This window comes from Pseudomonas fluorescens, assembly GCF_902497875.1.
Classification (GTDB): Bacteria; Pseudomonadota; Gammaproteobacteria; order Pseudomonadales; family Pseudomonadaceae; genus Aquipseudomonas; species Aquipseudomonas fluorescens_BR.
In genome coordinates this window covers 253,508-278,771 of sequence record NZ_CABVHY010000001.1, presented here as the reverse complement: position 1 = coordinate 278,771, position 25,264 = coordinate 253,508, and the positions used below count along the sequence as shown (strand labels likewise).

Below are 25,264 nucleotides of genomic sequence, written 5' to 3'. Positions count from 1 at the left end.
ATGATGGATGACAGACCCTCTGTTCGATCAGCCAACTGTCGCGAGCGCTTCCTCCAACGTCATCACTGCCGCGTACTTTTGCGCCATGTCGAAGAGGTTCGCTTCATGGGGCTCCAGCGCCCGATCACCGACGCAATCAGACACCACGAGCGGGCGAAAGCCATGGCTCATGGCGTCGACCACACTGGCGCGTACACAACCGCTGGTGACGGCCCCGGCAACCAGCAACGTACGCACGCCATTGAAGTTGAGCCAGGCAGCCAGGTCCGTGCCGAAGAAGGCTGAAGGCAGGGTCTTGCGCACCACCAGCTCGCCCTCGATCGGCGTCAACGACGGCACGATGGCACTTCGATGCTCGTGTTCGAGCAAGGTCAGCATTGAAGGCACTTTCAGGGTAAATACATTGCGGTCGGCCCCATCATCGGCGAAGACAATGCGGCTGTGAGCCACCGGCCAGCCTTTATCACGCGCGTAAGCCAATAGCGGCCGGGTACGTTCGATCGCCTCGGGAATATTGCCACCGCCAAAGATCTCCGGGTCGGCAAAGCCTTCAACCAGGTCGATGATCAACAGCCCGTAGGGCCCCGGCAGCTCCATCTGCGTGCCAAAACCCTGGCGCTCGTAAGTGTTCAGTTTTTCACTCATTGCATGTCCCCTCGGTCCATTACCCGGCCTTTATCGACGACCACAAGGTCATCCAGGCGCACCGTGCAATCACGCAGCGGTATATCGATGTGACACGCCGTGGTGCGATTGCCGCCGGCTTCGTTATTCGGCCCCATGGAGAACAGGAAGTTGCCTTCGTAGGCACGGGCATCCATCCCGATATGGGCTTCTCGATCGAGCAAACCCAGGGTCGACCAGCGTGCACGTGGCTGCAGGCCCCAGCCGATATGAGACAGCGCATAAGCCTCAGGATCGTTGAACACCTCCATGTAGTCGCGCAACAACGCAGCCTCCACGCCGCCCTCAATGCTGGTCACGTAACCACTTTTAACCTGCAGCTCAATCGGATCTTGCACATAGGACTTATGGGGCAGCAGGATATCGCCGCGGTCGATCACAATCCGCCCATTGGCGCCCAGCTCATTGGGCCAGGTCAGCACGAAACCGCTGGGCCAGTGATCCCAGCGACCGGGGGCATCGACAAAGCCATATTCACTGATCGCCGGAAACTCGCCCAATGGACAGGTCAGCGATGTACCGGCCGCCGAGGTCACGTGCATCTGACTGGCGCGTTCAATCAATGCCGCCGCCTTCAGTACACGTTCTCGATCAGCGACGGTGGGCAGCAGACGCACCAGGATTTCCGGTGGTTCCACCGCCAACAGTATCCGGGTACCGCTGGCAAGAATTTCGTGTTGCTCAGGTGAGAACAGTAACGTCATCAGGTCCAGCACCAGATCGCTGGCTTTCAATGCCGCCAGCGCCGGCGCATTACCGGTCAATGGAGTGACCCCCAGGTACGCCAGGGAGTCCCGGCTGAGTGCCTTCTCACCGTTGACCGGTGGCAGATCCAGGCGATTGACGATCGCCCCCAGGGCCTGACAGGCCACTTGAGCGGTGCGCAATGTTTGCGGATGAGTATCGGCCCCCGTCAGGATGGTCACGCTCTGACCACGCTGTAGATCGCTGAGGGTGAGAACGTGTTTCCAGGCTTCGATCAAATCATAATCGCTGACAGCCATGCTTATTCTCCACTGACCGAGGGCAGCGAAGCCCCCAGGAAACTGTCGAACGCCCGATAGAACCCCTCTTCGTTATCCCAAGGGATCATATGCCCGGCACCGGCCACCCGGACGACTGCCAGGTCGCTCACCAACCCCTGGATTTCCTCGATATCCTCATCCAGTATCACCCCGCCTCTCTCGGCAACCATCAACAGTGCCGGGCAAGTGACGTGGCGTAAATCGGCATGAAAATCTTCGGTATGAAAAGCCTCGAAGCTGGCTCTGATCGCGCGCTCGTCACAGGTGTGCAGCCACTCGGCGCGCAGTGACAATTGCTCATCGGTCCAGGTCGGGCAGAAGCTGCGCATGTCATCAGCGCTCATCCCGGCTTGAGACAAGCGAATCGAGTCGACATACCACGGCAATTGCGACGGGTAGGCGCGGCGCCCAGGGCCCGAGACAGGTGGGTCGACCAGCACCATGCGCGCCAGGCCGGCGCCACTGTTGCGTGCCATCCGCGCGGCAATGCGCGCGCCCATGGAGTGCCCGAGCAGACTGAAGCGGGAAAAACCCATGGCTTCGGCGAACGCACTGACATCGGCCGCCTGCGCCTCCACGCTATAGTCCAGATCCGCACCGGACTCGGAAAGCCCCCGGCCCCGTACATCCAGCACATAGGTATCGAATGCCTGACCGAAGCGCTCGGCGACAAAAGCCCAGGTCACTGCCGGGCTGGTGATGCCGGGAATGATGATGACCGGGTCTCGCGTGGCCCGCTCACCGCTGACTCCGCCAAAGCGCAAGTAATGTTGACGGATATCGTTGGCGCGGATGTTAGCGCCATATAGAAATTGACTCATGACACTTCCTCAGTAGGCACCGGACAGCAGAGCACCGGCACCAGGAACGATCGGCTCGAGGTTCAGCGCCTTGAGCATGGCGTAGGTCGTGGCGATGGCGGCGGTCAGCACCGGCTTTCCGGTTTGTGCCTCGACCATAGCCACCGCGCTCAATGAAGGCATTTGCACGCAGGCCGACAGAACGATGGCATCGACACCCTCAAGGTCCAGACCGGCAACGATGCCCGGCAGGTTGGCCGGATCATGCCGAGCGACCGCCAGATTGTCCTGGATTTCCAGCGCGTGCCAGACTTTGACTTCGATGCCTTCGTGCTCGATATAGTCGACCACCAGCTCCGTGAGCGGCCGCATATAGGGCGCCACCAAAGCAATGCGTTTGGCGCCGAGCACTTTGATGCCGTCCACCAGGGCACCCGCACTGGTAATCACCGGTGCCGGAGCATCGTTATCCTGGGTAACCTTGCTCAAGCGTTGTTGAGACTCGCGATGGTACCCCCTGCCCATGGACATGATTGCCACCAGGCAGGCGTAGCCGAGGACATCGACACGCGCGTCCGACAACTCAAGGGCGCAGCGGTCGGATTGAGCATCCATCGCCGCCAGCTCTTCCTTGCACACATGCTTCATGCGCATACGGCTGGAGTGAAAAGTGAAGCGCTCAGGCCGGATCAACTGGCGGGCGGCCAGCATCGCAGGGATTTCGGTTTCCATGGTGGTATTGGAGCTGGGCACGATTTGCCCGATGCGCAGGAGCTTGGTCATGATAAAAGTCTCGGTATTAGCGGATTGACGTGGTCGGTGTGGCGTGGGCGGATTCAGAGCTTGAATAAGTGTTCAGCGTTGCCATGGCAGATCTGGGCGCGCACCTCTTCATCAATATCAACCGAATCGATGAACTCGACGGCAACGGCCGTAGACTCGTAGGGGTAGTCGACGGAGAACATCACAGCTTCCGTTCCCAACTCCGCCAGTGCACATTTCAAAGCGGACGGGGAGCAAACCCCTGATGTCGTCACCAGGATATTGCTGCCGATGTATTCAGAGGGCGCTCGCTCCAGATGTACGCCATGGGGGTAAACCGCGAAGCGGTTGTCGAGGCGCCACGGGATAAACGGCAGGCCTTCGCCCATGTGACCCAGAATGACCTTGAGGTCAGGAAAACGATCGAACACCCCACCGAACAGCAGGCGCAAGGCATGACTGGCTGTTTCAACACCCCAGCCCCACGCCGCGCCACGCATTTCTGGATGGCCGTCGAACACCTGAGGAAAAACATAGGCATCTGACGGATGCAGATAAAAAGGGGCGTCAAGTTCCTGCATACACGCCCAGAACTCATCATAGGCAGGGTCGTCGTAATACCTGCCTTGGGTATGACCATTCACCAATGCGCCCTTGAATCCCAGGTCCTTGACCGCACGGGTGAGCTCGGCGGCCGCCAGTTTTGGGTCGTGCATGGGTAGACTGGCGAAACCGCCGAAGCGTGTCGGATGACGTTGTACCTGTTGCGCCAGGTAATCATTGCTGCGCTGGGCTTGTGCCAACGCCTGCTTGAGATCCTGCTCGCCTTGAACCCCGGGACCGGTCTGCGACAAGATGCTGAAATCGATGCCGTAGCGATCCATTTCACTCAGACGAAGCTCATCGAAATCGCTCAACTGCGCGCTCAGCCTGGCGAGCATTTCAGGTTTCATATGTTGAATGAAGCTTTTGGAGTACCCCTCGAAACCCGGGGTCATGAAATGCTCTTCGAAAGTTATCTTTCGGGGTTTAGTGGTTTTCATTGTAAGGCCCTGTCAGAAGGTTCAGAACTCACTGCTGCTCGCTTCGCCTCTCGCAACCAGAAGATCAGTATACTGATCATTCAAGCCGGCCGGACTGCTGCATCAATCGACTCTGGAGGCGGAGCGTGCCCAGCTACATCACATGCTTTTCACGAAATGCCAATGTGCCAAATTCAATCAGTACACTGACAAAATTATCGTTGCAGATGACAGGTTGATTGTCAAAGCATTTGGGAGTGAAGGCGCTGAAAGACCAGGCTCTGGAGGTCGAATCCTGCCCTGAACCAGGTGGACAGGTCGTGGGAGGAATATGGGGTGGTCTGAATCGCCCCGGGTTTCGTATGTGCGTGGATAAAGCGCTACAGCAAACCTCAAGAAGAACGACAGCAAGACGACGATCAGCTTGGCGGACAATCGTCTGCGCCATCTTTATACGACAAAGCCCCGATTATTCAGGGCTTTGTCGTTACTGCGTTGTTATGAATGCCTGGAGCAGCCTGCTGGCCGGCATGGCGCTGAACCCTGCAGTCGAGGGCGATTGGCTGGCGAAGAGTCTCGCAACACTCAGCGACTCACTACCTGATATCACCACCCACCTGTCATTTACCAGGTGAGACTCAGCCGGGCTTGTACGCCATGAACTGCTCCACCAGCGCCGCCAGCACCGGCTTCAGCCGAGCCACCAACTTCTCGTCCAGCGCATAGGGTGCGACCTCCTGCATGTAGCTGCGCTGCGCCAACTCGAGCTGAATCGCATGCACCTGTTGTGCAGGGTTACCGTAGGTGCGGGTGATATGGCCGCCCTTGAAGCGACCGTTCAACACCGCAGGCAAGTCCGGCGCGGCGTCCTTGGCCGAGGCCAGCAGGGCTTCGGCGATGCCAGCCGCGCATGAGGTCGCGTTTGCCGTTCCGAAGTTGAACACCGGCAGTTCTCCATCGAACAGATGGGGGATAACCGATCGAATCGAATGGGCATCCCATAGCAAGGCATAGCCGTGGGCGGCTTTGATTCGCTCGAGCTCCGACTGCAGAGCGCGGTGGTACGGCTGCCAATAACGCTCAAGGCGACGCGCCGTTTCCGCCTCGTCTGGCGCCTGCCCATCAAGGTACAGGGGCACGCCGTCGAAGGTGGTGAGCGGACACAGGCCGGTAGTGTTCTGGCCGGGGTACAGGTTTTCACCGTCGGCCGGGCGATTCAGGTCGATCACATACCGTGAGCACAGCGGCCGCAACACGGATGCGCCCTGAGCGATGGCAAAGTCGTATAGCGACTCTATATGCCAGTCAGTGTCGTCCACGGCAAGTCCGGTAGGACTGAATCGGGCTCGAAGGTCGTCGGGCAGATGGGTCCCCACATGAGGCATGGAGATCAGCAGCGGACCACAGCCCTGCTGCAGGCTGAATACGGCGTCGTGACTCATACGGCTTCCTTCAACAACTCGGCAAGGGCGGCGCGGTAGTCGTGCAGAGCGCTGACCTGCAGAGCATGCTGGCCGTTATCGATGACTTTTTTTCCGCCGACGAAAACGTCGCGCACCGGATGACCGCCATGTTCGCAGAACACCAGTGCAGAGAGCAGTTGTCGCGGATTGTTCTGGTCGACATTGGGCGCATCGCGGTCGATCACGACAAAGTCGGCGCGCTGCCCCACAGACAACCCCGCTACCCGCCGGCCGGTTGCCGCGGCGCCGCCGATCACGGCCTGACTGAACAACCGGTCGGCAATCACTGGGGCGTTTACCTCGGCCAGTACGTTGCGGCGTCGGTGCAGCAGGCGCTGGCCGTACTCAAGCAAGCGCAGTTCGGACCAAGGGTTGACGGTGATATTGCTGTCAGAGCCAATCCCCCAGCGGCCGTTGGCCGCCAGGTACCGTGGGGCATCGAACAGACCGTCGCCCAGGTTGGCCTCGGTCGTCGGGCACAGGCCCGCCGTGGCACCACTGCGAGCGAGGTCGGCGTATTCGCTGTCGGTCATGTGCGTGGCATGCACCAGGCACCAGCGGCTGTCCACGGGTTGGCGCGCCAGCAGCCATTCAACCGGACGCTGGCCGAGGGTCGCGATGCAGTCGTCGACTGCCTTGGTCTGCTCGGCGATATGAACGTGGATCGGCGCCTGGGGGTCATCGGCGTTCAGACCGTCGAGCAGCGCCGACAGCGACGCCTCAGACACGGCGCGCAAGGAATGCGGTGCCACGCCATAGCGCAGATTGGCGTGTTCGGGCATGGATGTCTTCAGCCGCTGGCGCAGGTCCAGAATCCACTCTGGCGAAGAGATGAAACGTCGTTGGTGGGCCAGGGGCTCGGCCTGCCCGAAGCCGCTGTACTGATAGAGAACCGGCAACAACGTCATGCCAATACCGACCTCTTGCGCCGCGCTGACGATGCGCTGCGCAAGCTCTGCCGGATTGTCATAAGGCTGCCCGTCGGCACCGTGGTGCACATAGTGAAATTCGCACACCGACGTATAACCAGCCTTGAGCATCTCGATGTAGAGATGGCGGCCGATGGCGTGCAAATGCTGCGGCTGCAAACGTTGGGCGAACCGGTACATCAACGTGCGCCAGCTCCAGAACGAATCAGCCGGGTCGCCCATGGTTTCGGTCAGGCCGGCCATGGCGCGCTGAAACGTATGAGAATGCAGATTCGGCATGCCGCTGACCACTGGGCCGCGCGCCAGCGGCATGTCCGGGCTGCGGGCAGCATCGACACGGATCTCGGTCAGATCGCCGGTCTCATCCCAGCGCAACAGCACATTGTTGTGCCAACCGTCAGGCAGCAGTGCACTTTCGGCAAACAGGCTGCGATGGGCCAGCACAGGGCTTGAATCGCGATCAACGGGAGCATTCATATCAACATCGGGCTTCACGGTAACCTCGCAAAAGACAGACAAGAAAGGGCCGATCAGCCAGCGTGCGAAGCGTCGCGGGCCAAGACATTTTGCAGAAAGCTGCGTGTTCGCGCTTCCTTGGGTGCGGTGAACAACTGAGCCGGTGGGCCTGCCTCGACGATCGCGCCCTGGTCCATCACCACCACCACATCGGCCACTTCACGGGCAAAACCCATTTCGTGGGTGACGATGATCATGGTCATGCCCTCTGCGGCCAGGGTCTGCATCACCTGCAACACTTCGCCCACCAGTTCCGGGTCGAGCGCCGAGGTTGGCTCATCGAACAACATCACTTTGGGGTCCATGGCCAAGGCGCGGGCAATTGCCACTCGCTGCTTCTGGCCTCCGGACAGGGTGCCGGGATACACATCGGCCTTGTGTTTCAGGCCAACCTTATCGAGCAGCTGCAAGCCCTGCTCATGGGCTTCCTTGCGCGACTTCCTGCCCAGGGACAGGGGCGCCAGCGTGACGTTTTCCAGCACAGTCAGATGCGGGAACAGATTGAAGGACTGAAAGACCATGCCCACTTCGCTGCGCATTTCATCCAGTTTCGCCTCGGACATCATTTTGCCCTGCTCGACCACGGTGTGACCGCAAACGTGAAGCGTGCCGCCTTCCGCGGTTTCCAGGCCGTTCATGCACCGCAGGAAGGTGCTCTTGCCGGAGCCGCTGGGCCCGATCACCACCACCACCTGGCTGGTCTGCACGGAGAAATCGATGTTATGCAGCACCTGATGAGTACCGAACGATTTGCTCAGGTTCTTGATGTCGATAATGGTTGCAGTCATCACGCTCTCCCGTCCGCACGCAGCACTTTTTCGGTTCTGCGCAGAATCAATGTTGTGGTACCGGTGAGCATCAGATAAATGAACGCGATAGCCAGGTACACTTCAAGCGAGCGGTAGGACACGCTGATGATTTTCTCGCCCTCGTGCATGACGTCGGCAATGGTCAACAACGAGACCAGCGCAGAGTTCTTGATCAATGCGATGAACTCGTTACCCAGTGCCGGGATCATCCGGACAAACGCCTGGGGCAGGATGACCTTGCGCATCGCCATCTTGTACGGCAAGCCCAGCGAGCGCGCGGCTTCCATCTGGCCTTTTTCGACTGACTGAATGGAGCCACGGACAACTTCCGACACATAGGCCGCGCTGTAGATGCCCAGGCCGAAGATGCCGCACACATACGCGGGCAACTGAATGCCGAAATGCGGCAAGCCGAAAAACAGGATGAACAGTTGCACCAGCAACGGCGTGCCGCGCACCAGTGTCAGGTAGGTGGTGCAGAAACCGTAGATAATGGCGCGGTCTTTGTTCAGCCGACCAAGCCCGATCAACAGACCCAGAATACAACTCAGCACCAGCGCTGCAGCCGTGATTTCGAGGGTGACACCGGTACCCGCTAAAAGCGCGCGCCAGCCGGCCCAGACCGGGGAAAAATCGAGGTCCATATATGTACTCCGCAAGTTAAGCCACTGGAAGACATCCGGCGCGGATACGCAGGACGGCGATCAGGTCATTATTCTTTTGTTGTGCCAAACCACTTCAGTGTCAGTGCTGCGTATTCACCGTTGTCGCGCAGTGTTTGCAACGCCTGGTTCATTTGCTGAGCCAGTTCCTTGTCATTCTTGCGGATGGCAAAACCATACAACTCCGTGGTCAGGCCTTCATCAAGCACTCGAACCCTCGGCTCGGACTTGGCATATTCCACCGCGGCTGGCCGACCGGTGACGGCGGCGTTGACCCGGCCAATGGTCAGCAGGTCGAACATGGCCTGGTTCTTCTCGACTTCGACAACCTGGACCGCCGGGTAATGGTTTTTCAGAAACTCAATGGATTTGGTGCCCACCTGCGCGGTGACTTTCTTGCCTGCCACCAGGTCGGCGGGTTTATTGATCGTGGTGTCGTCCTTGAGGACCAGCACAGCCAGACCGCCGCGGTAGTAGGAGTCGGTGAAGTTGACGACCTGGCGGCGCTCGTCGGTCATATAGATGGCCGAGGCCGCCACGTCGAATCGGTTGGAAATCAGGCCGGGAATCAGCCCTTTGAAGCCGATGTCGACCCATTCAACCTTCTTGCCCATGTGTTTGCCCATGGCTTCGATCAATTCGACATCGAAGCCCGTTCGCTGACCGTCCTTGATAAATTCCATCGGTGGGAACGTGGCGTCGGTGCCTACTCGCATCACCTCATCCGCCGCCTGGGCAGGCATGCAAAACATAGTCAACAGGGCAAATACCGCAGCGATCGGGCTAAGCAACTTGGAAGCATTCATCAAGGGGTCCTCGGCGAGGGTGAGTTCTGAAAGGCTCAGAACATTTAGCAAGTGACAGGCTAGCTAGAAGCGATTGCTGATACGGCTGCCTGCTTTTTTTGTAAGGTGGATCAGTTCAGCTTCGCGTGGTCCAACTCGTAGTGAAGGTGCCATCAACGTGATGGTGCCCTGGAGAGTTTCATCATGTGAAATCAGTGGCACACTGACCCCCCATACGCCCAAGTCGACCTCACTGTCGCTGGTTGCGAAACGATTCTTGCGAATTTCAATGATTTCCTTCTCCAATGCCTGCAGGCATTGCGGCGTATCGCCCAACTGCTCCTGCATAAGGCGCTGGCGAAGCTCTGCGGGCAGAAAAGCCAGCAGGCTTTTTGCGGACGCGCCATGCATCAACGAATGTGCGCGGCCCTTGGTAAAAGAGCAGCGCAGCGAGCGGCTGCACTCCTCCATCGCAATACAGACCATCTGCTCGTTGCTGTACACCAGCAGGCCGACACTCTCGCCGGTCCGTTCCACCAGTGCGCTGATTTCGTCACGGCTCTGGTTGATCAGGTTCGAGTTCTGATCAAAACCCCAGGCTAGCTGCACACCCGTGGCCCCTGGTTCAAAGAGACCCGTGGTCATGTGCTCCTGCAACAGCCCCCACTTTTTCAGGACAGCAAGGTGGCGATAAACCGTGCTTAACGGCATCCCCACTTGCGAGGCTATGCGCTTGGCCCCCATCGGTCGTCCGGCCTTGGCCACACAGGCCAATACCTGCAGGACACGATCGGCGATGCTTTTGGTTCCAGAGTCGTTCATGGCTTGAGTATAGGTAGCAATTATCAGTTTTGGTGTCGTGTTCTCATCCTGTGGGAAATACGAGCAGACTTTTTCGAGTGACCGCCCACGCCTCGCCGCAGGACTGACTTCATGGGTAGTCTCTGAAGATTTATCAGCTTTAGGGGGTGGGCAATATCTCTCGCAAAAAGGCGCAGCGGTTTCCCATGCCATTCCCCTTATAGATGATCCCCTGTCATCTATGCCTTGATAATCCATCCTTTGTCAGGCCCTGTGCAGTGGCCTCTAATGCCGGAAAGCAGAGTGATTCCTATCACTAATTTCAACAATAAAAGCTCTTCCAGGAGATACCATGCACAGCGGTCCCACTCTATTGCTGGTGTTGTTTTGCGCGATCATTCTGATCGTTTTTCTTATCGTCAAAGTTCGCGTCCACGCCTTCCTGGCCTTGACCGCGGCGAGCTTTGTGGTGGGTATCGGTTCAGGCATGCCGCTGGCGCAAATGGCCTCTTCATATGAAAAAGGTGTCGGTGGAACACTCGGGTTCCTGGCAACGATCATTGGCCTTGGCGGCATACTCGGCAAGATGCTCGAAGAATCCGGTGGCGCGGAGCGCATCGCCAAGACGCTATTGAGCGCCCTGGGTAAAGAGCGTGCCTCATGGGCCATGATGCTCGTAGGATTTATTGCGGGCATACCCGTGTTCTTCGAGGTTGGATTCGTTCTGCTCATTCCACTGATCTATGTGGTCGCCAAAGAGACCAGGATCAACCTTCTGTACCTGGGCGTGCCCTTGGCCGTGTCGCTAATGGCTGTTCATTGCATGTTGCCCCCGCACCCTGCCGCTATGGCCATCACCGGGATGCTGGGCGCCGATGTCGGCAAGGTTATTGTGTACGGCCTCATTGTCGCGCTGCCTACCGCCATTATTGCCGGACCGCTGTGGGTCAAACTGGTGTGCAAGAGAGAAGCGCCTGACGCTCAAGAAGCTTTTCTGGATGAACATTGCGATGACAGCACGACCCGGGACTTGCCAGGCCTTGGCTTGACGCTGCTGACCATCCTGCTGCCACTGCTGCTGATGGTAGGGAAAAGCTTCGCGGCCAGTCTGCCCCCTGACTCCGGAGCATTCAGCGTTATTTCGTTCCTGGGCACGCCGCTGATAGCACTGTCCATTGCCGTGGTGTTCGCTTACTGGGCGCTGGGCTTGCGCCGTGGCTTATCAATGTCTGACTTGCTCGCGCACACTCAAAAGAGCTTTCCTCCGCTGGCCAGCATTCTGCTGATCATCGGTGCCGGTGGGGCATTCAACGGCATCTTGATCGACAGCGGCGTGGGTAACGCGCTGGCCGGTTCGTTGACGCAACTGAATATGAATCCCATCGTCCTTGCGTGGTTGGTGGCAGGGTTGATGCACTTCGCCGTCGGTTCGGCGACCGTGGCAATGATCAGCGCGGCAGGCATGGTGATGCCGATGCTGGGCGCCCATCCAACCGTGAGCAAGGAAATTATCTGCATCGCCATCGGCGCCGGCGCTATTGGCTGGACCCATGTGACGGACTCCGCCTTCTGGGTGGTCAAGGAGTACTTGGGTGTCTCGCTAGCCGATGCCTTGAAGACGTTCACCTCGGCCACCGTACTGGCTTCGCTGGTCGCGCTGGGGCTGACCCTGCTGCTGTCGCACCTTGTTTAAATTAACCTGTATTTTCAGCCTGATTGTTTAAAGGGACCACGTCATGATTTTGGGAAGAACACTTGAAAGCTGGTATGCCAGTTATCCTTTGATTCGCGATCTGGTCGCGCTGCAAGAAACCACTTGGTTTAATCCTGCCGTGGCTCCGGTCGCGGAATCGATTAGCGATGTGGGGTTGACGGCCGCGGACGTAGCCGATGCCAGCGCTCGACTGACGCGTTTCGCTTCTTACCTCAGACGTGCGTTTCCAGAAACGCAATGCAGTGGCGGCATTATCGAGTCGGACATTCTGCCTGTGCCACACCTGCAGCAATTGCTGAGCGAGCGCTACGGCCAGGCATTGGAAGGGGCACTGTGGCTCAAACGGGACAGCCAACTGCCCATTTCGGGTTCCATCAAGGCGCGCGGTGGTATCTATGAAGTGCTCAAGCATGCCGAAGACCTGGCGTTGGCCGGAAATCTGTTGACGCTTGACGACGACTACGCAGTGCTGGACAGCGATAAAGCGCGGGCGTTTTTCGGCCAATATAAAATAGCCGTCGGCTCGACCGGTAACCTGGGTATGTCCATCGGCATCATGGGGGCCGCGTTGGGCTTCCAGGTGACCGTGCATATGTCGGCGGATGCGCGACAGTGGAAGAAAGACAAGTTGCGCTCACACGGCGTTACGGTTGTTGAGTACTCCTCCGATTACAGCGTGGCCGTTGCGCAAGGCCGCAAACAGGCGGAGTCCGATCCAGCCTGCCATTTTGTCGACGATGAAAACTCGGTCAACCTGTTCCTGGGCTACTCGGTGGCCGCCGAGCGCCTGAAAAAGCAATTAGCGGTGGCTAATATCAGCGTGGATGCGCAACACCCATTGTTTGTGTATCTGCCCTGTGGCGTGGGTGGCGCGCCTGGCGGCGTAGCCTTCGGCCTGAAGCTCGCCTTCGGTGACGCTGTCCACTGCATCTTCGCCGAACCCACTCACTCGCCATGCATGATGCTGGGCGTCTATACCGGGCTGCACGACGAAGTGAGCGTGCAAGACTTTGGCATTGACAACGTGACGGCTGCCGACGGCTTGGCCGTCGGCCGCGCTTCAGGGTTTGTCGGCAAGGCCATGCAACGCTTGCTGGATGGTTTCTACACCGTCAGCGACGAGGAAATGTACAGCTTGCTGGCCCTGATGGAGCGCAGCGAAGGTGTGCGCCTTGAGCCGTCCGCGCTCGCCGGCGTGCCCGGCATTGCCAGAGTCCATGCCGACCAGCAAGGCTACTTGGCTCGCGCGGGCCTGGACAACCAAACCATGGCGCGAGCCACCCATTTGGTTTGGGCTACAGGCGGCAACATGGTGCCTGGCGACGAGATGGAAGCGTATCTGGCCAAGGGCCGTGAATTGCTCGGCAAGGGTTAATCGGGCGATAGGGACCCGCGCTGCATGAACGCGACCGGGTACTCGCTGATTCAAGCGCAAAACCGGATGTGGCAAGATGCACGTCTTAGCCACATCCGGTACGTTTGACCGCTGCAAATGCGTACTGCACCAGGCGGCTTTCGTGCTCGAGGGAAAACTGTCGTGCTCAACCTTCCTCCGCGTATCAGTTCCAGGCTCAACAGCAGTCAGTTCGCCAACCTTCACACCTTTTTGGTTGCCGCTCGTCATCTGAGCTTCGCCCGTGCGGCGCAGGAACTTTGTTTGACCGCAAGCGCAGTGAGCCACCGTATAAGTCGGCTGGAAACCGCGCTGGCCATGAAACTGTTCCAGCGCCTGACCAGGCAGGTCAGCCTGACCGATGAAGGCGAACGTATCTTTGAAATACTCCAGAATGCGATGGGAGAATTGTCCGAAGCACTTGAGCAATCGTCACAAGCTGAAGTTGCTGGCTCCATCGCGCTCTATGTAAGGCCTTCTTTCGCCCAATGCTGGCTGGTTCCCAGGCTGGCGGACTTTGTCGAGCGTTACCCTTTGGTGTCATTGGACCTGCGGGTAGGTAATGACAATGTCGATTTTCGAACCCGCAAAATTGACTTGGCCCTGTACTACGCCAATGGCGAATTTCCCGGACTGACGAGCCATCGATTGATGCGAGAACGGCTGGCCCCGGTGTGCAGTCCTGACTATGCGCGACGCCATCGCCTGGAGGAAAACCCGGAGAACTTAAGAAACTGCACAACGTTGCATGACTCCCTGGCCTGGGATCATGCGGCCTATGATGCAGAGTGGACGCTCTGGGCAGAGCAGCACAACCTGCTCGCGGCACTGCCCAAACGTACCTTGACCTTCGATCGCTCTGATTTGAGTGTGACGGCAGCCATGAACCACGCCGGTATCGCGATTGGCCGTCAACAGCTGGTGCAGAAGCGAGTGGATCGCGGCGAACTCGTTCTTCCCCTCGCCGGATTCAGCCGATCAGGCCACTACGATTATTATCTGGTTCACCCGCCGCTTGGGACTATCCCCAAACGACTACTGGTTTTCATGAACTGGCTACGAGAATGCGCGAGTCAATCATCACCCCTGGATGAGAAAGAAGACCTGCTCGAATGAGACGTGTGCACGAGTAGGGAGATCGCGTCGGGGATCGCCTTCCTGTGCAGCAACGGCTCAAGCTTCATGACCGGCGAAGTGTTGCATGTGAACGGCGGGCGTCGATTCAAGGCTACCCGCCCACCCCTAACACCCGCGCCGCATTCCCATAAAGCAACTTATCCAGCACCTGATCCTTGAACCCCAGCGCCTGAAAATCCTCGATCGACTGGCGTATCGGCCGGAACGGGTAGGACGAGCCAAACAACAGTTGGTCACCCAGAAACCCATTGGCTGCTGCGACAAAGGCCTCGCTGCCCGGCAGGAACAGGTACATGTCCGGCACGACAAAGATGTTTTCATAGCGAAAAGCTACGCCCAGCAGTTGCGCCACGTTCGGCCAGTAGCCGTGGTAGCAGACGATTTTCAGATCGGGAAACGCTCGCGCCACCGCCGCCAGGCGGCCTGGGTCGTTGAAGGCCGGATCCGGCGTGGTCGGTCCACTCATCAGGAACAGCGCAATGCCACGGCGCGACAAGTGTTCGTAGAGGGGAAAGTACTGCGGGTCATCCGGATGCCGTGCCGGCACGGCGAAGCCTGGCTCCAGGCCGATACCAACCAGGCCGAGTTGATCAATCGCCCGGTCGATTTCGGCAATGGCGCCATCAATACCCTGCAGTGTCGGGTCAATGCCGGCGATACCCAGCAGCTCCTGATGGGGATGGGTGATTTCGTGGATGAAATCATTCGGCAGGTGTTGGCCAGGGGTGTGTCGCCCCACCACCACCGCCTGGCTCAAACCGGCTTCGCGGACTTCGGCAATAAAACCCTCTGGCGTCAGCGAGCGGGCGAAATGCTCGTCGCTGCCGCGAGTACCGACGCGACGATTCAGCCAGCGCGCGGTGGCGTAGCCCGCCGAGCCCGGATTGGCGCCAAAGAAATCGTGCAGATAGGCCGGCCGGCAGCGCATGTCGATCACTTTCATACCGCGGTTTCCTCTTGTTTGGTCTTTGCTCGCACATCGAAGGCTCCGCCCGTGAGCACCTCAGTGACGGTCACCGCCTGTTTGCCGGGCAGCAACGGGAATACCAGTTCGGCGAAGCGGTAGGCCTCCTCCAGGTGCGGATAACCTGAGAGCACGAAGCTGTCGACGCCGAGGTCGACGTATTCCTGAAGCCGGGCGGCAACGGTCTGTGGGTCACCGACCAAGGCAGTACCGGCACCCCCGCGCACCAGGCCGACACCGGCCCACAGGTTGGGACTGACTTCCAGCTGATCGCGACGGCCACCGTGCAGCGCAGCCATGCGGCGCTGGCCTTCGGAGTCCATGGTCGCGTAGTTGGCCTGGGCCTGGGCGATGGTCTCGTCGTCCAGGTACTGGATCAGTTCGTTGGCAGCGGCCCAGGCTTGTTCGTTGGTTTCACGCACGATCACATGCAGACGTACGCCAAAACGCACCGTGCGGCCGTGCTTCGCGGCGCGGGCACGTACATCTGCGATCTTCTCGGCCACCGCGGCCGGTGGCTCGCCCCAGGTCAGGTAGGCGTCCACGTGTTTGGCGGCCAGCTCGTGGGCGGCCGGCGAAGAGCCACCGAAGTACAGCGGCGGATAGGGTTTCTGCACCGGCGGGAAGAAATTCTGTGCCCGCTTCACATGGATGTGCTTGCCCTCGAAGTCGACCGTTTCACCCTGCATTATCCGACGCCAGACGGTGAGGAACTCATCAGCGGCCTCATAGCGTTCATCGTGCTTGAGGTACACGCCCTCGGCGGCCAGCTCGGCTGCATCGCCACCGGGGACCACGTTGAGCAGCAGGCGCCCACCCAGGGCCTGGTCGAGGCTGGCGGCCTGGCGTGCCGTTACGGTCGGGCTGCTGACTGAGGTGCGCAAGGCCACCAACAACTTAATCCGGCTGGTCACTGGTACCAGGCTGGCAGCGGTGACCCAGGGATCAAGGCAACTGCTGCCGGTGGGAATCAACAGGCCGTCGTAGCCAAGGTTTTCCGCAGCCACGGCGATCTGGCGCATGTACTGGTTGGTGGCCGGGCGGCCGGACTCGGACTTACCCAGGTAGCGGGTGTCACCGGAGGTAGGGAGGAACCAGAAAATATCCAAACTCATAGTACAGGCCTCAGGAAGTGATACAGGGCTGGATCACAAGGCGCACGGCACATCGGCCGGCAGATATAGGAAACGAGCACTCTGTGGCGCCCTGATCAGCACTGCTGCTGGAGAGTCAGGTGTCAGAGCAAGAGGCATACCAGAAGCCTTGAAGCCGTGCGTTGCGGGCCTGCAGGCACCGTACACAGCTCCCTGAGCGGCGACGGTGGACGGTGAATGCCATGCGCCTGGGTCTACATCACTGTTGCCCACGCAACAGTGATGTTGAACCGCTATTGGCTGAGCAACACTTGGCCGATCCGAGGGGGCATTGCCCACTGATTTCGGCCGGCCAAGGCCGGCCAAAAGCGGCTCGCCTGGCACTGGCAGCCCGACAAAACCTTAAGCTAATAACCAAAAAGTATTTATTAGATGTTTTTTAGATCATTTACATTCAATTCATGGATACCGCAGTGTTGCCCGACAAACAGCAGTGCCCTTGTTGCTCACGCAACAGTCGCTCAACAGTTCGCTGCCCAGGCAACAGCAGTCGAGACCAAATTAAAGATTAACTTATTGTTTTTTATAGTTATTTTAACCTTGGAACAACTTTTGCTCTGATGACTGAACATCCCGCAACTCGAACAGGAACAGACCCCATGAGCACTCCACTTAAAGTCGTCGCCGTTTCCGGTGGAACCTATCGTCCGTCGCGCACCCTGGTACTGGTCCAGGCCATCGTCACTGAGCTGAGCCACTACCTGCCGATCGAAAGCCGCATCATCGAACTGGGCGACATTGTCCGCCCGCTGGGCAGCGCCATGTCCCGCCAGGAGCTGCCGGAAACCGTCGAGTACGAGTTGAATGCGATTGAATCGGCGGACCTGCTGGTGGTTGCCGCACCGGTCTACCGTGGCGCCTACCCGGGCCAGTTCAAGCATCTGTTCGACCTGATTGGCCAGGACGCATTGATCGGCACCCCGGTGTTGCTGGCCGCCACCGGTGGCAGCGACCGGCATGCGCTGGTAATCGATCACCAGTTGCGCCCGCTGTTCAGCTTCTTCCAGTCGGTGACCCTGCCCCTGGGCGTGTATGCCTCGGAAGCCGATTTCACGAATTACCGGATCAGCAGCGAAGCGCTGAAAACACGCATCCGCCTGGCAGTCGAACGGGCCGCACCGCTGTTCATCGCCAACGCCGCCGACTTGCGGAAAACAGCCTGAGGAACAGCCTGTGACCGCTATCCATACACCCAAACTTGAAACCCCGCTGCAGATCGCCCGGACGCTCGCCGCCGAGTTTTCCCGAACCGCCGCCGAACGCGACCATCTGGGCGGCACGCCGAAAGCCGAGCGTGACGAGCTGCGCCGCAGCGGCCTGCTGGCCATGAAAATTGACCAGCAATATGGTGGCCTTGGCGCCAGCTGGAGCGACACCCTGGAAGTGGTGCGCGAGTTCGCCAGGGTCGACAGCTCGATTGCCCATGTGTTCGGCTTCCAGCATTTGATGCTGGCCACGGTGCGCCTGTTTTCCCGGCCCGAACAGTGGCAGCCCTGGTTCGAACAGACCGCGCGCAACAACTGGTTCTGGGGCAACGCCCTTAACCCGCTGGACACCCGCACCCTGTCGAAAAAGCTCGCCGGCTGGCGCGAATTTTCCGGGCGCAAGAGTTTCTGCTCAGGCTCCGCCGATTCGGAAATGCTGATTGCCTCGGCGCTGGACGAATCCACCAGCGGCAAACTGCTGATCGCCGCCATTCCCAGCCACCGCACCGGCATCACCTTGCACGGCGACTGGGACAATATCGGCCAACGGCAGACCGACAGCGGCAGCGCCACCTTCGAGCGGGTCCGCGTGGAAGAGAATGAATTGCTGCTCGATCCCGGCCCGCTGAGCACGCCCTTTGCCTGTCTGCGCCCGCTGATCGCCCAACTGACCTTCGTCAATATCTTCCTCGGTATCGCCGAGGGCGCGTTCGAAGAAGCTCGCAATTACACCCTCAAGGAAACGCGCCCCTGGTTCAAGGCCAACGTCAGCCAGGCCAATCAAGACCCCTATGTCCTGCGCCATTACGGCGAATTCTGGGTCGGACTGGAAAGCGTGCGCCTGCTCACTGAACGCGCCAACGCCCTGCTCGACAAAGCCTGGAGCAAGGAGCACCGGCTAGGCGCCGAGGAGCGTGGCCAACTGGCTTTGGCCATTGCCACCGCCAAGGTCGCGGCCACCCGCACCGGCCTGGACCTGACCAGCAGCCTGTTTGAAGTGACCGGCGCCCGCGCCACCCATGCCGCGCTACGCCTTGATCGTCACTGGCGCAACCTACGCACCCAGACCCTGCACGACCCCGTGGACTACAAGCTCCATGAACTGGGTGACTGGGCGCTCAACACGGCGCTGCCCACTCCGTCCTTTTATTCATAGGCCCGACCATGCAACTACTCACGCTGCCGCCCTCACCAGCCCTGGCCACCTCGATACGTGCCACCGCGCAAGTCTTCGAAGACCCGAAATCACAGGCGCTGCTGGCGCACCTGCAACAGGTCGCGCCCAGTGATGCCAGCGTGTTGATTATCGGCGAAACCGGTACAGGCAAGGAGCTGGTGGCGCGTCACCTGCACAACCTGAGCGCCCGTCGCAACAAGCCGTTTATCGCAGTCAACTGCGGTGCCTTTTCCGAAAGCCTGGTGGAGGCCGAACTGTTCGGCCACGAAAAAGGCGCCTTCACCGGCGCCCTGAGCGCCAAGGCCGGCTGGTTCGAGGAAGCCAACGGCGGCACGCTGTTCCTCGACGAGATCGGCGACCTGCCGATGCCGATCCAGGTCAAGTTGCTGCGGGTGCTGCAGGAGCGTGAAGTGGTTCGCCTGGGTTCTCGCAAAAGCATCCCCATCGATGTAAGGGTGCTGGCTGCGACCAACGTGCAGCTGGAAAAAGCCATCAACGCCGGGCACTTTCGCGAGGACCTCTATTACCGGCTGAACGTGGTCAGCCTGGAACTCAGCCCGTTGCGCGAGCGGCCGGGCGACATCCTGCCGCTGATCCGCCACTTCATCGCCGTATACAGTCACCGGCTGGGCTATGGCGAAGTGGTGCTGGATGCCGAAGCCGAACAGAAACTGGTGAATTACTCATGGCCGGGCAATATTCGCGAGCTGGAAAACGTCATTCACCACACCCTGCTGATCTGCCGTAACAATCTGATCCGCGTCCAGGACTTGCACCTGTCCAACCTGCGTATCGAACGCCAGGAAGCCAGTAACACCGTCCAGGACGACAGTGCCGACGCCCAGTTGCAGCAAGCCTTCCAGAAGCTGTTCGAGGAAGAAAGCGGCGCCCTGCATGAGCGGGTCGAGGAAGCGCTGCTGCGCGCGGCCTATCGCTTCTGCCACTACAACCAGGTGCACACCGCCAGCCTGCTGGGGCTGAGCCGCAACGTCACCCGCGCCATGCTGATCAAGGTCGGTGAGCTGGTGGTGAACAAACGCCGTCCGGCACAAAACGGCCAGGGGATCAAAGTGGTTAACCTGTCGATCTGAACTGCGATAGGGCTCATCCCTGGCTCAATGATTTGAGCCAGGGATAAGCCCTATCCACCTTCCTTGTCGTCAAGCCGCAGCCCCTGTGCCACCGGTGCCGCCCCCCAGGTAGAAATCCTGAATATCACTGCGCGCGGCCAACTGCTCGGCCGTGCCTTCGCTGACGACCCGGCCGCTTTCCAGCACGTAGCCGTACTGGGCATAACGCAGGGCCAGGTTGATGTTCTGCTCGGCAATCAAAAAGCTCACGCCATCGCGCTGATTGAGCTGATGGATAATCTCGAAGATCTCCTCGACGATCTGCGGCGCCAGCCCCATCGAAGGTTCGTCCAGCAGCACCAGTTGTGGCCGGGCCATCAGCGCCCGGCCAAGCGCAACCATCTGCTGTTCACCGCCAGAGGTGTAGCCGGCCAGGCTTTTGCGCCGCAGCTTGAGTCGCGGAAACTGACTGTAAATACGTTCCAGATCAGCCTTCAGTTGCCCACGGGACACCTGACGCGCAAAGGCGCCCGTCAGCAGGTTTTCCTCCACGGTCAGTTGGGCAAAGCAATGCCGGCCTTCCAGCACCTGCACCAGTCCGCTGGCCACCAGGCTATGGGGCGTACTGCGGGTGACATCCTGGCCTCGATACAGAATCCGCCCCTGTACCACCTCGCCCCGCTCGGCCCTCACCAGATTGGACGCGGTCTTCAACGTGGTGCTTTTACCGGCACCGTTGGCCCCCAACAACACCACGATCTGCCCTTGCGGCACCGCCAGGGATACCCCGCGCACGGCGAGGATTGCCTGTTCATAAAGGACTTCAATCGCGTCGATCTGCAAGATCGGTACGTGGTTCATGCTGCTCTCCCCCCCCCCAAAAATATGCCGGGACACCTGCCTGATGCCAATCAGTCAAGCGAGCGTGGCCACCTCCTACAGCGCGCCGCACGCCCGATTCACCTCTCAGCTGTCCTGGCTGCAATCGCGCGGCGTGATGCCCTTTTCCTTGGCGTACTGGTGCGACGAGGCTTCAATGATCGGCCTGAGTAAGGCACGGTCGGCCTGCACCCAGTCACTGATCAGTTTCCACTGGCTGCCATCCCACTGCTGGAAGCGCACCGCACCGCCCCCTTCATGGTCCGAGCACGACAGCTGCAAGGGTTGCACCAGGCCCAGCGCACCCAGCGCCTTGAGGCGGGCATCGTCCAGCTTGAGATGCTCGAAACCCCAGCGCACCTGCTCGCCGGTGAGCGGCTGCTTGCCGAATTTTTCCTGAGCAATGCGCACGGCTTCAACATTGAGAATGCCGTTCACCACCCCGAGGTTGTAATACACGGTGCCAAAGCGTTTCGGATCGGCCAAGTCACCATTGCCCTTGGCCACCACCTGCTGCTGGATGCCTTGCAGGACCGGGAAACCAGTGCCCGAGGGGTGCGTGGTGATCGCGATATAGCCTTTGGCGGCGGCACCGGCCGGGGCAGCATCGTCCTCGGAGTTGCTCCAGATGTTGCCGATGATGTGATCCGCCGGGAAGCCGACCTTCTGCGCGGTTTTCAACGCCACCGGGTTCATCACGCCCCAGCCGCGCAGAATCACCCAGTCGGGTTTTTCCCGGCGAATGTTGAGCCATTGCGACTGCTGTTCGTTGCCTGGATGAGCCACTTCCAGCAGCGTCAGCTTGAACCCGTACTTGTCGGCCAGGGTCTGCAACACCTCATTGGTTTCCTTGCCGTAGGGCGAGCCGTGATACAGGGTGACGATCTTCTTGCCCTTGAGCTGGTCCAGGCCACCGGCCTGCTGGCCGATGTAGTTGATGATCGCCGACACCTCGGAGTACGGGTTCAGCTGCAAGGGGAAGGCATAGGGGAACACGCTGCCGTCAGTGGAATCGGTACGGCCGTGGTTGATGGTGATCAGCGGCAGTTTGTCCGCGGTCGAGCGCTCCAGGGTGGCATAGGCAATGCCCACCGACAGCGGGTTGGTAGCGGCGGCAGGCGCGCCATTGTGGCCTTTTTTCAGGCGTTCGTAGCACTCCACGCCCTTCTCGACCACGTATTCGGTTTCGCACTCGCTCCAGGTCAGCTTGACGCCGTTGACCCCACCATTGGCATTGACGTACTTGAGGTAGTCGATAAAACCACCAAAAAAACCGCTACCACCGGCGGCATAAGGACCGACCCGATAGCTCTGCAGCGGGAAGTACTGTTCGTTATCCGCCTGCGCGGTAAAGGCGGCGCTCAGGCTGATTGCCAGCGCCAGGCCACTGAGTAGAGATCGTTTCAACATCGGTATTTTCCTTATCAATGATTCAATCGCACGTTTGCCGCAGGAGGATCGAAGCGCAGTCCATGCCTGCGCCGGTTTGCTCAGTAGCGCAGCGGCCACAACCGGGCGCGCTCGCGAAACTTTTTCCAGAGGCGCGCCAGGCCCTCCGGTTCCTTGACCAGGAACACAATGATCAGGGCGCCAAATGCCATCTTCTGCAGGTTTTCTATCTGCCCGGCATCGATCAGCCCGGCCGGCAACAAGGCCACCAGGTTCGACAGCAGCACCGGAAACAGCACGATGAACGCCGCGCCAAGGAAGTTGCCGAGGATGCTCCCCAGGCCACCGATAATGATGATGAACAGGATCTGGAAGGACCGATTCAGATCGAAACCGTGGGGCTCCACGGTGCCCAGGTAAGTGAAGGCCCACAGCGCTCCGGCCACCCCGAGAAAGAAGCCGCTGATGGCAAACGCCAGCAGCTTGGTCTTGAGCAACGCAATGCCCATCACTGCAGCGGCTGTGTCCATGTCACGCACGGCCATCCAGTTACGCCCCAGTTCGCTGCGCACCAGGTTTTTACCCAGCCAGAACAACGCCACCACCACGCCCAGTGTCAGCAGGTAACGACCCACCGGCGAGTTCAGATCCACACCAAGAATCTCCAGGCGCGGTGCGCTGATCACCCCCGAAGCGCTGTTGTTGGAGAACCAGCTGAAGCGGGTCAGCGCCCAGGTCACAAAGAACTGCGCGGCGAGGGTCGACACCAGCAGATAGAAGCCCTTGATCCGCAGGCTGGGCAGGCCAAACAGCACCGCCACCAGCGCTGCCACTCCCCCGCCCAGGGCTATGCTGAGCAACAACGGCGAGCCCGGGACCCGCAGTTCAACGTTGTAAGTGGCAAAGGTGCCCACCGCCATGAAGGCCGCCGAGCCCAGCGACAACTGCCCGGCATAGCCGGTCAGCAGGTTCAGCCCCAGCCCGGCCAGTGACAGCACCAGAAACGGAATCAGAATGGCGCTGAACCAATAGTCGTTACCCAGATACGGCACACCGACAAAGGCCAACAGCAGCAAGGCAACCAAGCCGTAACGGTCCTGACGCAGGCGAAACACCCGGCGGTCCTGGGCATAGCGAGTACTGAACTGACCGGCTTCCTGATAAAACATCACGCCTCTCCTTAAACCCGCTCGATCGCGCGTTCACCAAATAGCCCGGCCGGCCGCACCAGCAGGAACAGCAGCGCCAGCACATAGGGAAACCAGTTCTCGATACCGCCGCCGATGACGGGGCCCAGGTACACCTCGGCCAGCTTCTCCGAGGCACCGATGATCAAGCCGCCGACAATCGCCCCACTGATCGAGGTAAAGCCGCCGATGATCAGCACCGGCAAGGCCTTGAGCACCACCAGCGACAGCGAAAACTGCACCCCCAGCCGCGCGCCCCAGAGCAGGCCGGCCACCAGACCGACAAACCCGGCCACCGCCCACACCAACACCCAGACTCGTTGCAGGTGGATGCCCACGGCCAACGCCGCCAGCGGGTCATCGGCCACGGCACGCAACGACAAACCGATACGGGTCTTGTTGAACAGCAGCGACAGCGCCAACACCAGCAACGCGGCGGTCACGGCGGCAAAAATGTCGAACTGCGACAGCAGCATGCCGCCCAGTTCCAGTGGCTCGTCACTGATGCCCAGTTCCAGGCCATGCACCTGGGCGCCCCACAGCGCCTGGGCGAACCCTTCGATCACGTAGGACAAGCCGAGGGTGGCCATGAACAAGGTGATCGGCGGACGGTTGACCAGCGGGCGCAACACCACCTGCTCCACCGCCACCGCCAGCAGTACCATCGCCGCCAGGCTGATGGCAAAGGCCAGCCAGAACGGCACCCCGCGCTCCAGCAGGCTGACAAAGGTCAGCGCCGAAAACAGCACCATGGCGCCCTGGGCGAAGTTGAAGACGCCGGACGCTTTGTAGATCAGGACAAAACCGATGGCCACCAGGGCGTACATCACCCCGGCCAGCAGCCCACCGATCAACACCTCGAAGAAAAATTCCATGAACCTTCCTGTTTTGCGGGCAAAGAGTCCCCGGCCACCCGATAGCGGGCGGCGCTGTAGGCTCGGGGTTAGTGGCGCGTGCCGAGGTAGGCGGCAATTACCTCGGGGTTTTGCCGCACCTCATCGGGCGGGCCGTCGCCGATCTTGCGGCCGTAGTCGAGCACCACCACGTGATCGCAAATGCCCATGACCACGCCGATGTCGTGCTCGATCAACACCACCGTGGTACCCAGCTCACGGTTGATGTCGACGATGAAGCGGCTCATCTGCTGTTTCTCTTCGGCGTTCATCCCGGCCATCGGTTCGTCCAGCAGCAGCAAGCGCGGTTCGGCGGCCAGGGCACGGGCCAGTTCCACCCGTTTCTGCAAGCCATAGGGCAGCTTGCCGACAAGGGTGTCGCGCCAGGGCTGGATGTGCAGAAAGTCGATGATCCGTTCGGCGGCCTCGCGCTGGCGGTCGTCTTCGCCCGCGGCGCGGCCGATGCGCAGGGCCTGCTCGATCCAGCTGCTGCGACGCTTGAGGGTGCGTCCGGTGAGCACGTTGTCGAGCACACTCATGCCTTTGAACAAGGCGATGTTCTGAAAGGTGCGGGCAATGCCGCGCACCGCCACATCATGCGGGCGCATGCGCCGGTGCTCTTCTCCGGCAAAGCGGATGCGCCCCTGCTGGGCCTGGTACACGCCGTTGATCACATTCAGCAGTGAGCTTTTACCCGCGCCATTGGGGCCGATCAAGGCGCAAATCTCCCCGGTGGCCACGGCAAAGCTGATGTCGGTCACCGCCTTGACGCCCTTGAACGACAAGCCAATGTTTTCCAGCACCAGCAGATGCTCAACCTTTGTCGCCTGTGTCTGTGCCATGA

25 protein-coding genes are annotated in these 25,264 nt (G+C 59.9%); 7 read left to right on the top strand and 18 right to left on the bottom strand.

Annotated features, from left to right (window positions below; translation table 11 throughout):
- Positions 1-27: 27 nt before the first annotated feature.
- The 11 genes from F8N85_RS01275 to F8N85_RS01225 form a co-directional block, all read right to left on the bottom strand.
- A complete protein-coding gene (locus F8N85_RS01275) occupies positions 28-645 on the bottom strand; it encodes an N-carbamoylsarcosine amidohydrolase (protein ID WP_150801877.1) in 618 nt (205 codons plus the stop codon).
- Positions 642-1,688, bottom strand: a complete 1,047-nt coding sequence (locus tag F8N85_RS01270; protein ID WP_150801876.1) for a 2,5-dihydroxypyridine 5,6-dioxygenase — start codon at positions 1,686-1,688, stop codon at positions 642-644. Before F8N85_RS01270 ends, F8N85_RS01275 begins: the two co-directional genes overlap by 4 nt.
- Positions 1,689-1,690: 2 nt before the next feature.
- Complete coding sequence (locus tag F8N85_RS01265; RefSeq protein WP_150801875.1) at positions 1,691-2,530, bottom strand: alpha/beta fold hydrolase; 840 nt, start codon at positions 2,528-2,530, stop codon at positions 1,691-1,693.
- 9 nt (positions 2,531-2,539) lie between these two features.
- Positions 2,540-3,292 carry an Asp/Glu racemase gene (locus F8N85_RS01260; RefSeq protein WP_150801874.1) on the bottom strand — a complete coding sequence of 251 codons (753 nt, stop codon included), beginning with the start codon at positions 3,290-3,292 and terminating at the stop codon, positions 2,540-2,542.
- Between the two features lie 53 nt (positions 3,293-3,345).
- Positions 3,346-4,314: an amidohydrolase family protein gene (locus F8N85_RS01255; RefSeq protein WP_150801873.1), complete on the bottom strand. Its 969-nt coding sequence runs from the start codon at positions 4,312-4,314 to the stop codon at positions 3,346-3,348.
- 617 nt (positions 4,315-4,931) lie between these two features.
- Positions 4,932-5,735, bottom strand: a complete 804-nt coding sequence (gene hutG / locus F8N85_RS01250; protein ID WP_150801872.1) for an N-formylglutamate deformylase — start codon at positions 5,733-5,735, stop codon at positions 4,932-4,934.
- A complete protein-coding gene (locus tag F8N85_RS01245) occupies positions 5,732-7,162 on the bottom strand; it encodes a formimidoylglutamate deiminase (protein ID WP_150801871.1) in 1,431 nt (476 codons plus the stop codon). Before F8N85_RS01245 ends, hutG begins: the two co-directional genes overlap by 4 nt.
- A 53-nt stretch (positions 7,163-7,215) precedes the next feature.
- On the bottom strand, positions 7,216-7,977 hold the full coding sequence (locus tag F8N85_RS01240; RefSeq protein WP_191636086.1) for an amino acid ABC transporter ATP-binding protein: 762 nt from the start codon (positions 7,975-7,977) through the stop codon (positions 7,216-7,218).
- A gap of 11 nt (positions 7,978-7,988) precedes the next feature.
- Positions 7,989-8,654 (bottom strand): amino acid ABC transporter permease, encoded by a 666-nt coding sequence (locus F8N85_RS01235; RefSeq protein ID WP_150801869.1) that lies wholly within the window; start codon positions 8,652-8,654, stop codon positions 7,989-7,991.
- 68 nt (positions 8,655-8,722) lie between these two features.
- Positions 8,723-9,478, bottom strand: coding sequence for a transporter substrate-binding domain-containing protein (locus F8N85_RS01230; RefSeq protein ID WP_150801868.1), 756 nt, complete (start codon positions 9,476-9,478; stop codon positions 8,723-8,725).
- A gap of 63 nt (positions 9,479-9,541) precedes the next feature.
- On the bottom strand, positions 9,542-10,471 hold the full coding sequence (locus F8N85_RS01225) for an IclR family transcriptional regulator (protein ID WP_224795608.1): 930 nt from the start codon (positions 10,469-10,471) through the stop codon (positions 9,542-9,544).
- A 139-nt stretch (positions 10,472-10,610) separates the two neighbouring features.
- On the opposite strand from F8N85_RS01225, the gene F8N85_RS01220 reads away from it, so the two are divergent.
- From F8N85_RS01220 to F8N85_RS35655, 4 genes are all read left to right on the top strand, one after another.
- Positions 10,611-11,951, top strand: a complete 1,341-nt coding sequence (locus F8N85_RS01220) for a gluconate:H+ symporter (protein ID WP_150801867.1) — start codon at positions 10,611-10,613, stop codon at positions 11,949-11,951.
- Positions 11,952-11,994: 43 nt separating this feature from the next.
- Positions 11,995-13,347: a D-serine ammonia-lyase gene (gene dsdA / locus F8N85_RS01215; protein WP_150801866.1), complete on the top strand. Its 1,353-nt coding sequence runs from the start codon at positions 11,995-11,997 to the stop codon at positions 13,345-13,347.
- A 162-nt stretch (positions 13,348-13,509) separates the two neighbouring features.
- Complete coding sequence (gene dsdC, locus F8N85_RS01210) at positions 13,510-14,481, top strand: DNA-binding transcriptional regulator DsdC (RefSeq protein WP_150801865.1); 972 nt, start codon at positions 13,510-13,512, stop codon at positions 14,479-14,481.
- A gap of 3 nt (positions 14,482-14,484) precedes the next feature.
- Positions 14,485-14,661 (top strand): SDR family oxidoreductase, encoded by a 177-nt coding sequence (locus tag F8N85_RS35655; protein WP_150801864.1) that lies wholly within the window; start codon positions 14,485-14,487, stop codon positions 14,659-14,661.
- Here the strand turns inward: F8N85_RS35655 and F8N85_RS01200 are convergent.
- The gene (locus tag F8N85_RS01200; RefSeq protein ID WP_150801863.1) at positions 14,594-15,445 is read right to left on the bottom strand and encodes an amidohydrolase family protein; all 852 of its coding nucleotides are present in this window, start codon (positions 15,443-15,445) and stop codon (positions 14,594-14,596) included. The two genes, F8N85_RS35655 and F8N85_RS01200, sit on opposite strands and share 68 nt — an antisense overlap.
- Positions 15,442-16,581, bottom strand: a complete 1,140-nt coding sequence (gene ssuD, locus F8N85_RS01195) for an FMNH2-dependent alkanesulfonate monooxygenase (protein ID WP_150801862.1) — start codon at positions 16,579-16,581, stop codon at positions 15,442-15,444. Before ssuD ends, F8N85_RS01200 begins: the two co-directional genes overlap by 4 nt.
- 638 nt (positions 16,582-17,219) lie before the next feature.
- Here ssuD and msuE point away from each other — a divergent pair.
- From msuE to F8N85_RS01180, 3 genes are read left to right on the top strand one after another with little or no spacing between them, the layout of a single operon-like run.
- Entirely contained in the window at positions 17,220-17,783 is a 564-nt protein-coding gene (msuE, locus tag F8N85_RS01190; protein ID WP_150801861.1) for an FMN reductase, read from the top strand.
- Between the two features lie 10 nt (positions 17,784-17,793).
- On the top strand, positions 17,794-18,981 hold the full coding sequence (locus tag F8N85_RS01185) for an acyl-CoA dehydrogenase family protein (protein WP_150801860.1): 1,188 nt from the start codon (positions 17,794-17,796) through the stop codon (positions 18,979-18,981).
- 8 nt (positions 18,982-18,989) lie between these two features.
- Positions 18,990-20,093 carry a sigma-54 interaction domain-containing protein gene (locus F8N85_RS01180; RefSeq protein WP_150801859.1) on the top strand — a complete coding sequence of 368 codons (1,104 nt, stop codon included), beginning with the start codon at positions 18,990-18,992 and terminating at the stop codon, positions 20,091-20,093.
- A gap of 69 nt (positions 20,094-20,162) precedes the next feature.
- On the opposite strand, the gene F8N85_RS01175 is transcribed toward F8N85_RS01180, so the two are convergent.
- The 5 genes from F8N85_RS01175 to F8N85_RS01155 all read right to left on the bottom strand — a co-directional run bounded on the left by F8N85_RS01175 (position 20,163) and on the right by F8N85_RS01155 (position 25,262).
- A complete protein-coding gene (locus F8N85_RS01175; protein ID WP_150801858.1) occupies positions 20,163-20,933 on the bottom strand; it encodes an ABC transporter ATP-binding protein in 771 nt (256 codons plus the stop codon).
- 105 nt (positions 20,934-21,038) lie between these two features.
- Entirely contained in the window at positions 21,039-22,361 is a 1,323-nt protein-coding gene (locus F8N85_RS01170; RefSeq protein ID WP_150801857.1) for an ABC transporter substrate-binding protein, read from the bottom strand.
- Positions 22,362-22,441: 80 nt separating this feature from the next.
- Positions 22,442-23,509, bottom strand: coding sequence for a branched-chain amino acid ABC transporter permease (locus tag F8N85_RS01165; RefSeq protein ID WP_150801856.1), 1,068 nt, complete (start codon positions 23,507-23,509; stop codon positions 22,442-22,444).
- Positions 23,510-23,520: 11 nt separating this feature from the next.
- Positions 23,521-24,402 carry a branched-chain amino acid ABC transporter permease gene (locus F8N85_RS01160; protein ID WP_150801855.1) on the bottom strand — a complete coding sequence of 294 codons (882 nt, stop codon included), beginning with the start codon at positions 24,400-24,402 and terminating at the stop codon, positions 23,521-23,523.
- A 68-nt stretch (positions 24,403-24,470) separates the two neighbouring features.
- A complete protein-coding gene (locus tag F8N85_RS01155) occupies positions 24,471-25,262 on the bottom strand; it encodes an ABC transporter ATP-binding protein (protein ID WP_150801854.1) in 792 nt (263 codons plus the stop codon).
- Positions 25,263-25,264 lie beyond the last annotated feature (2 nt).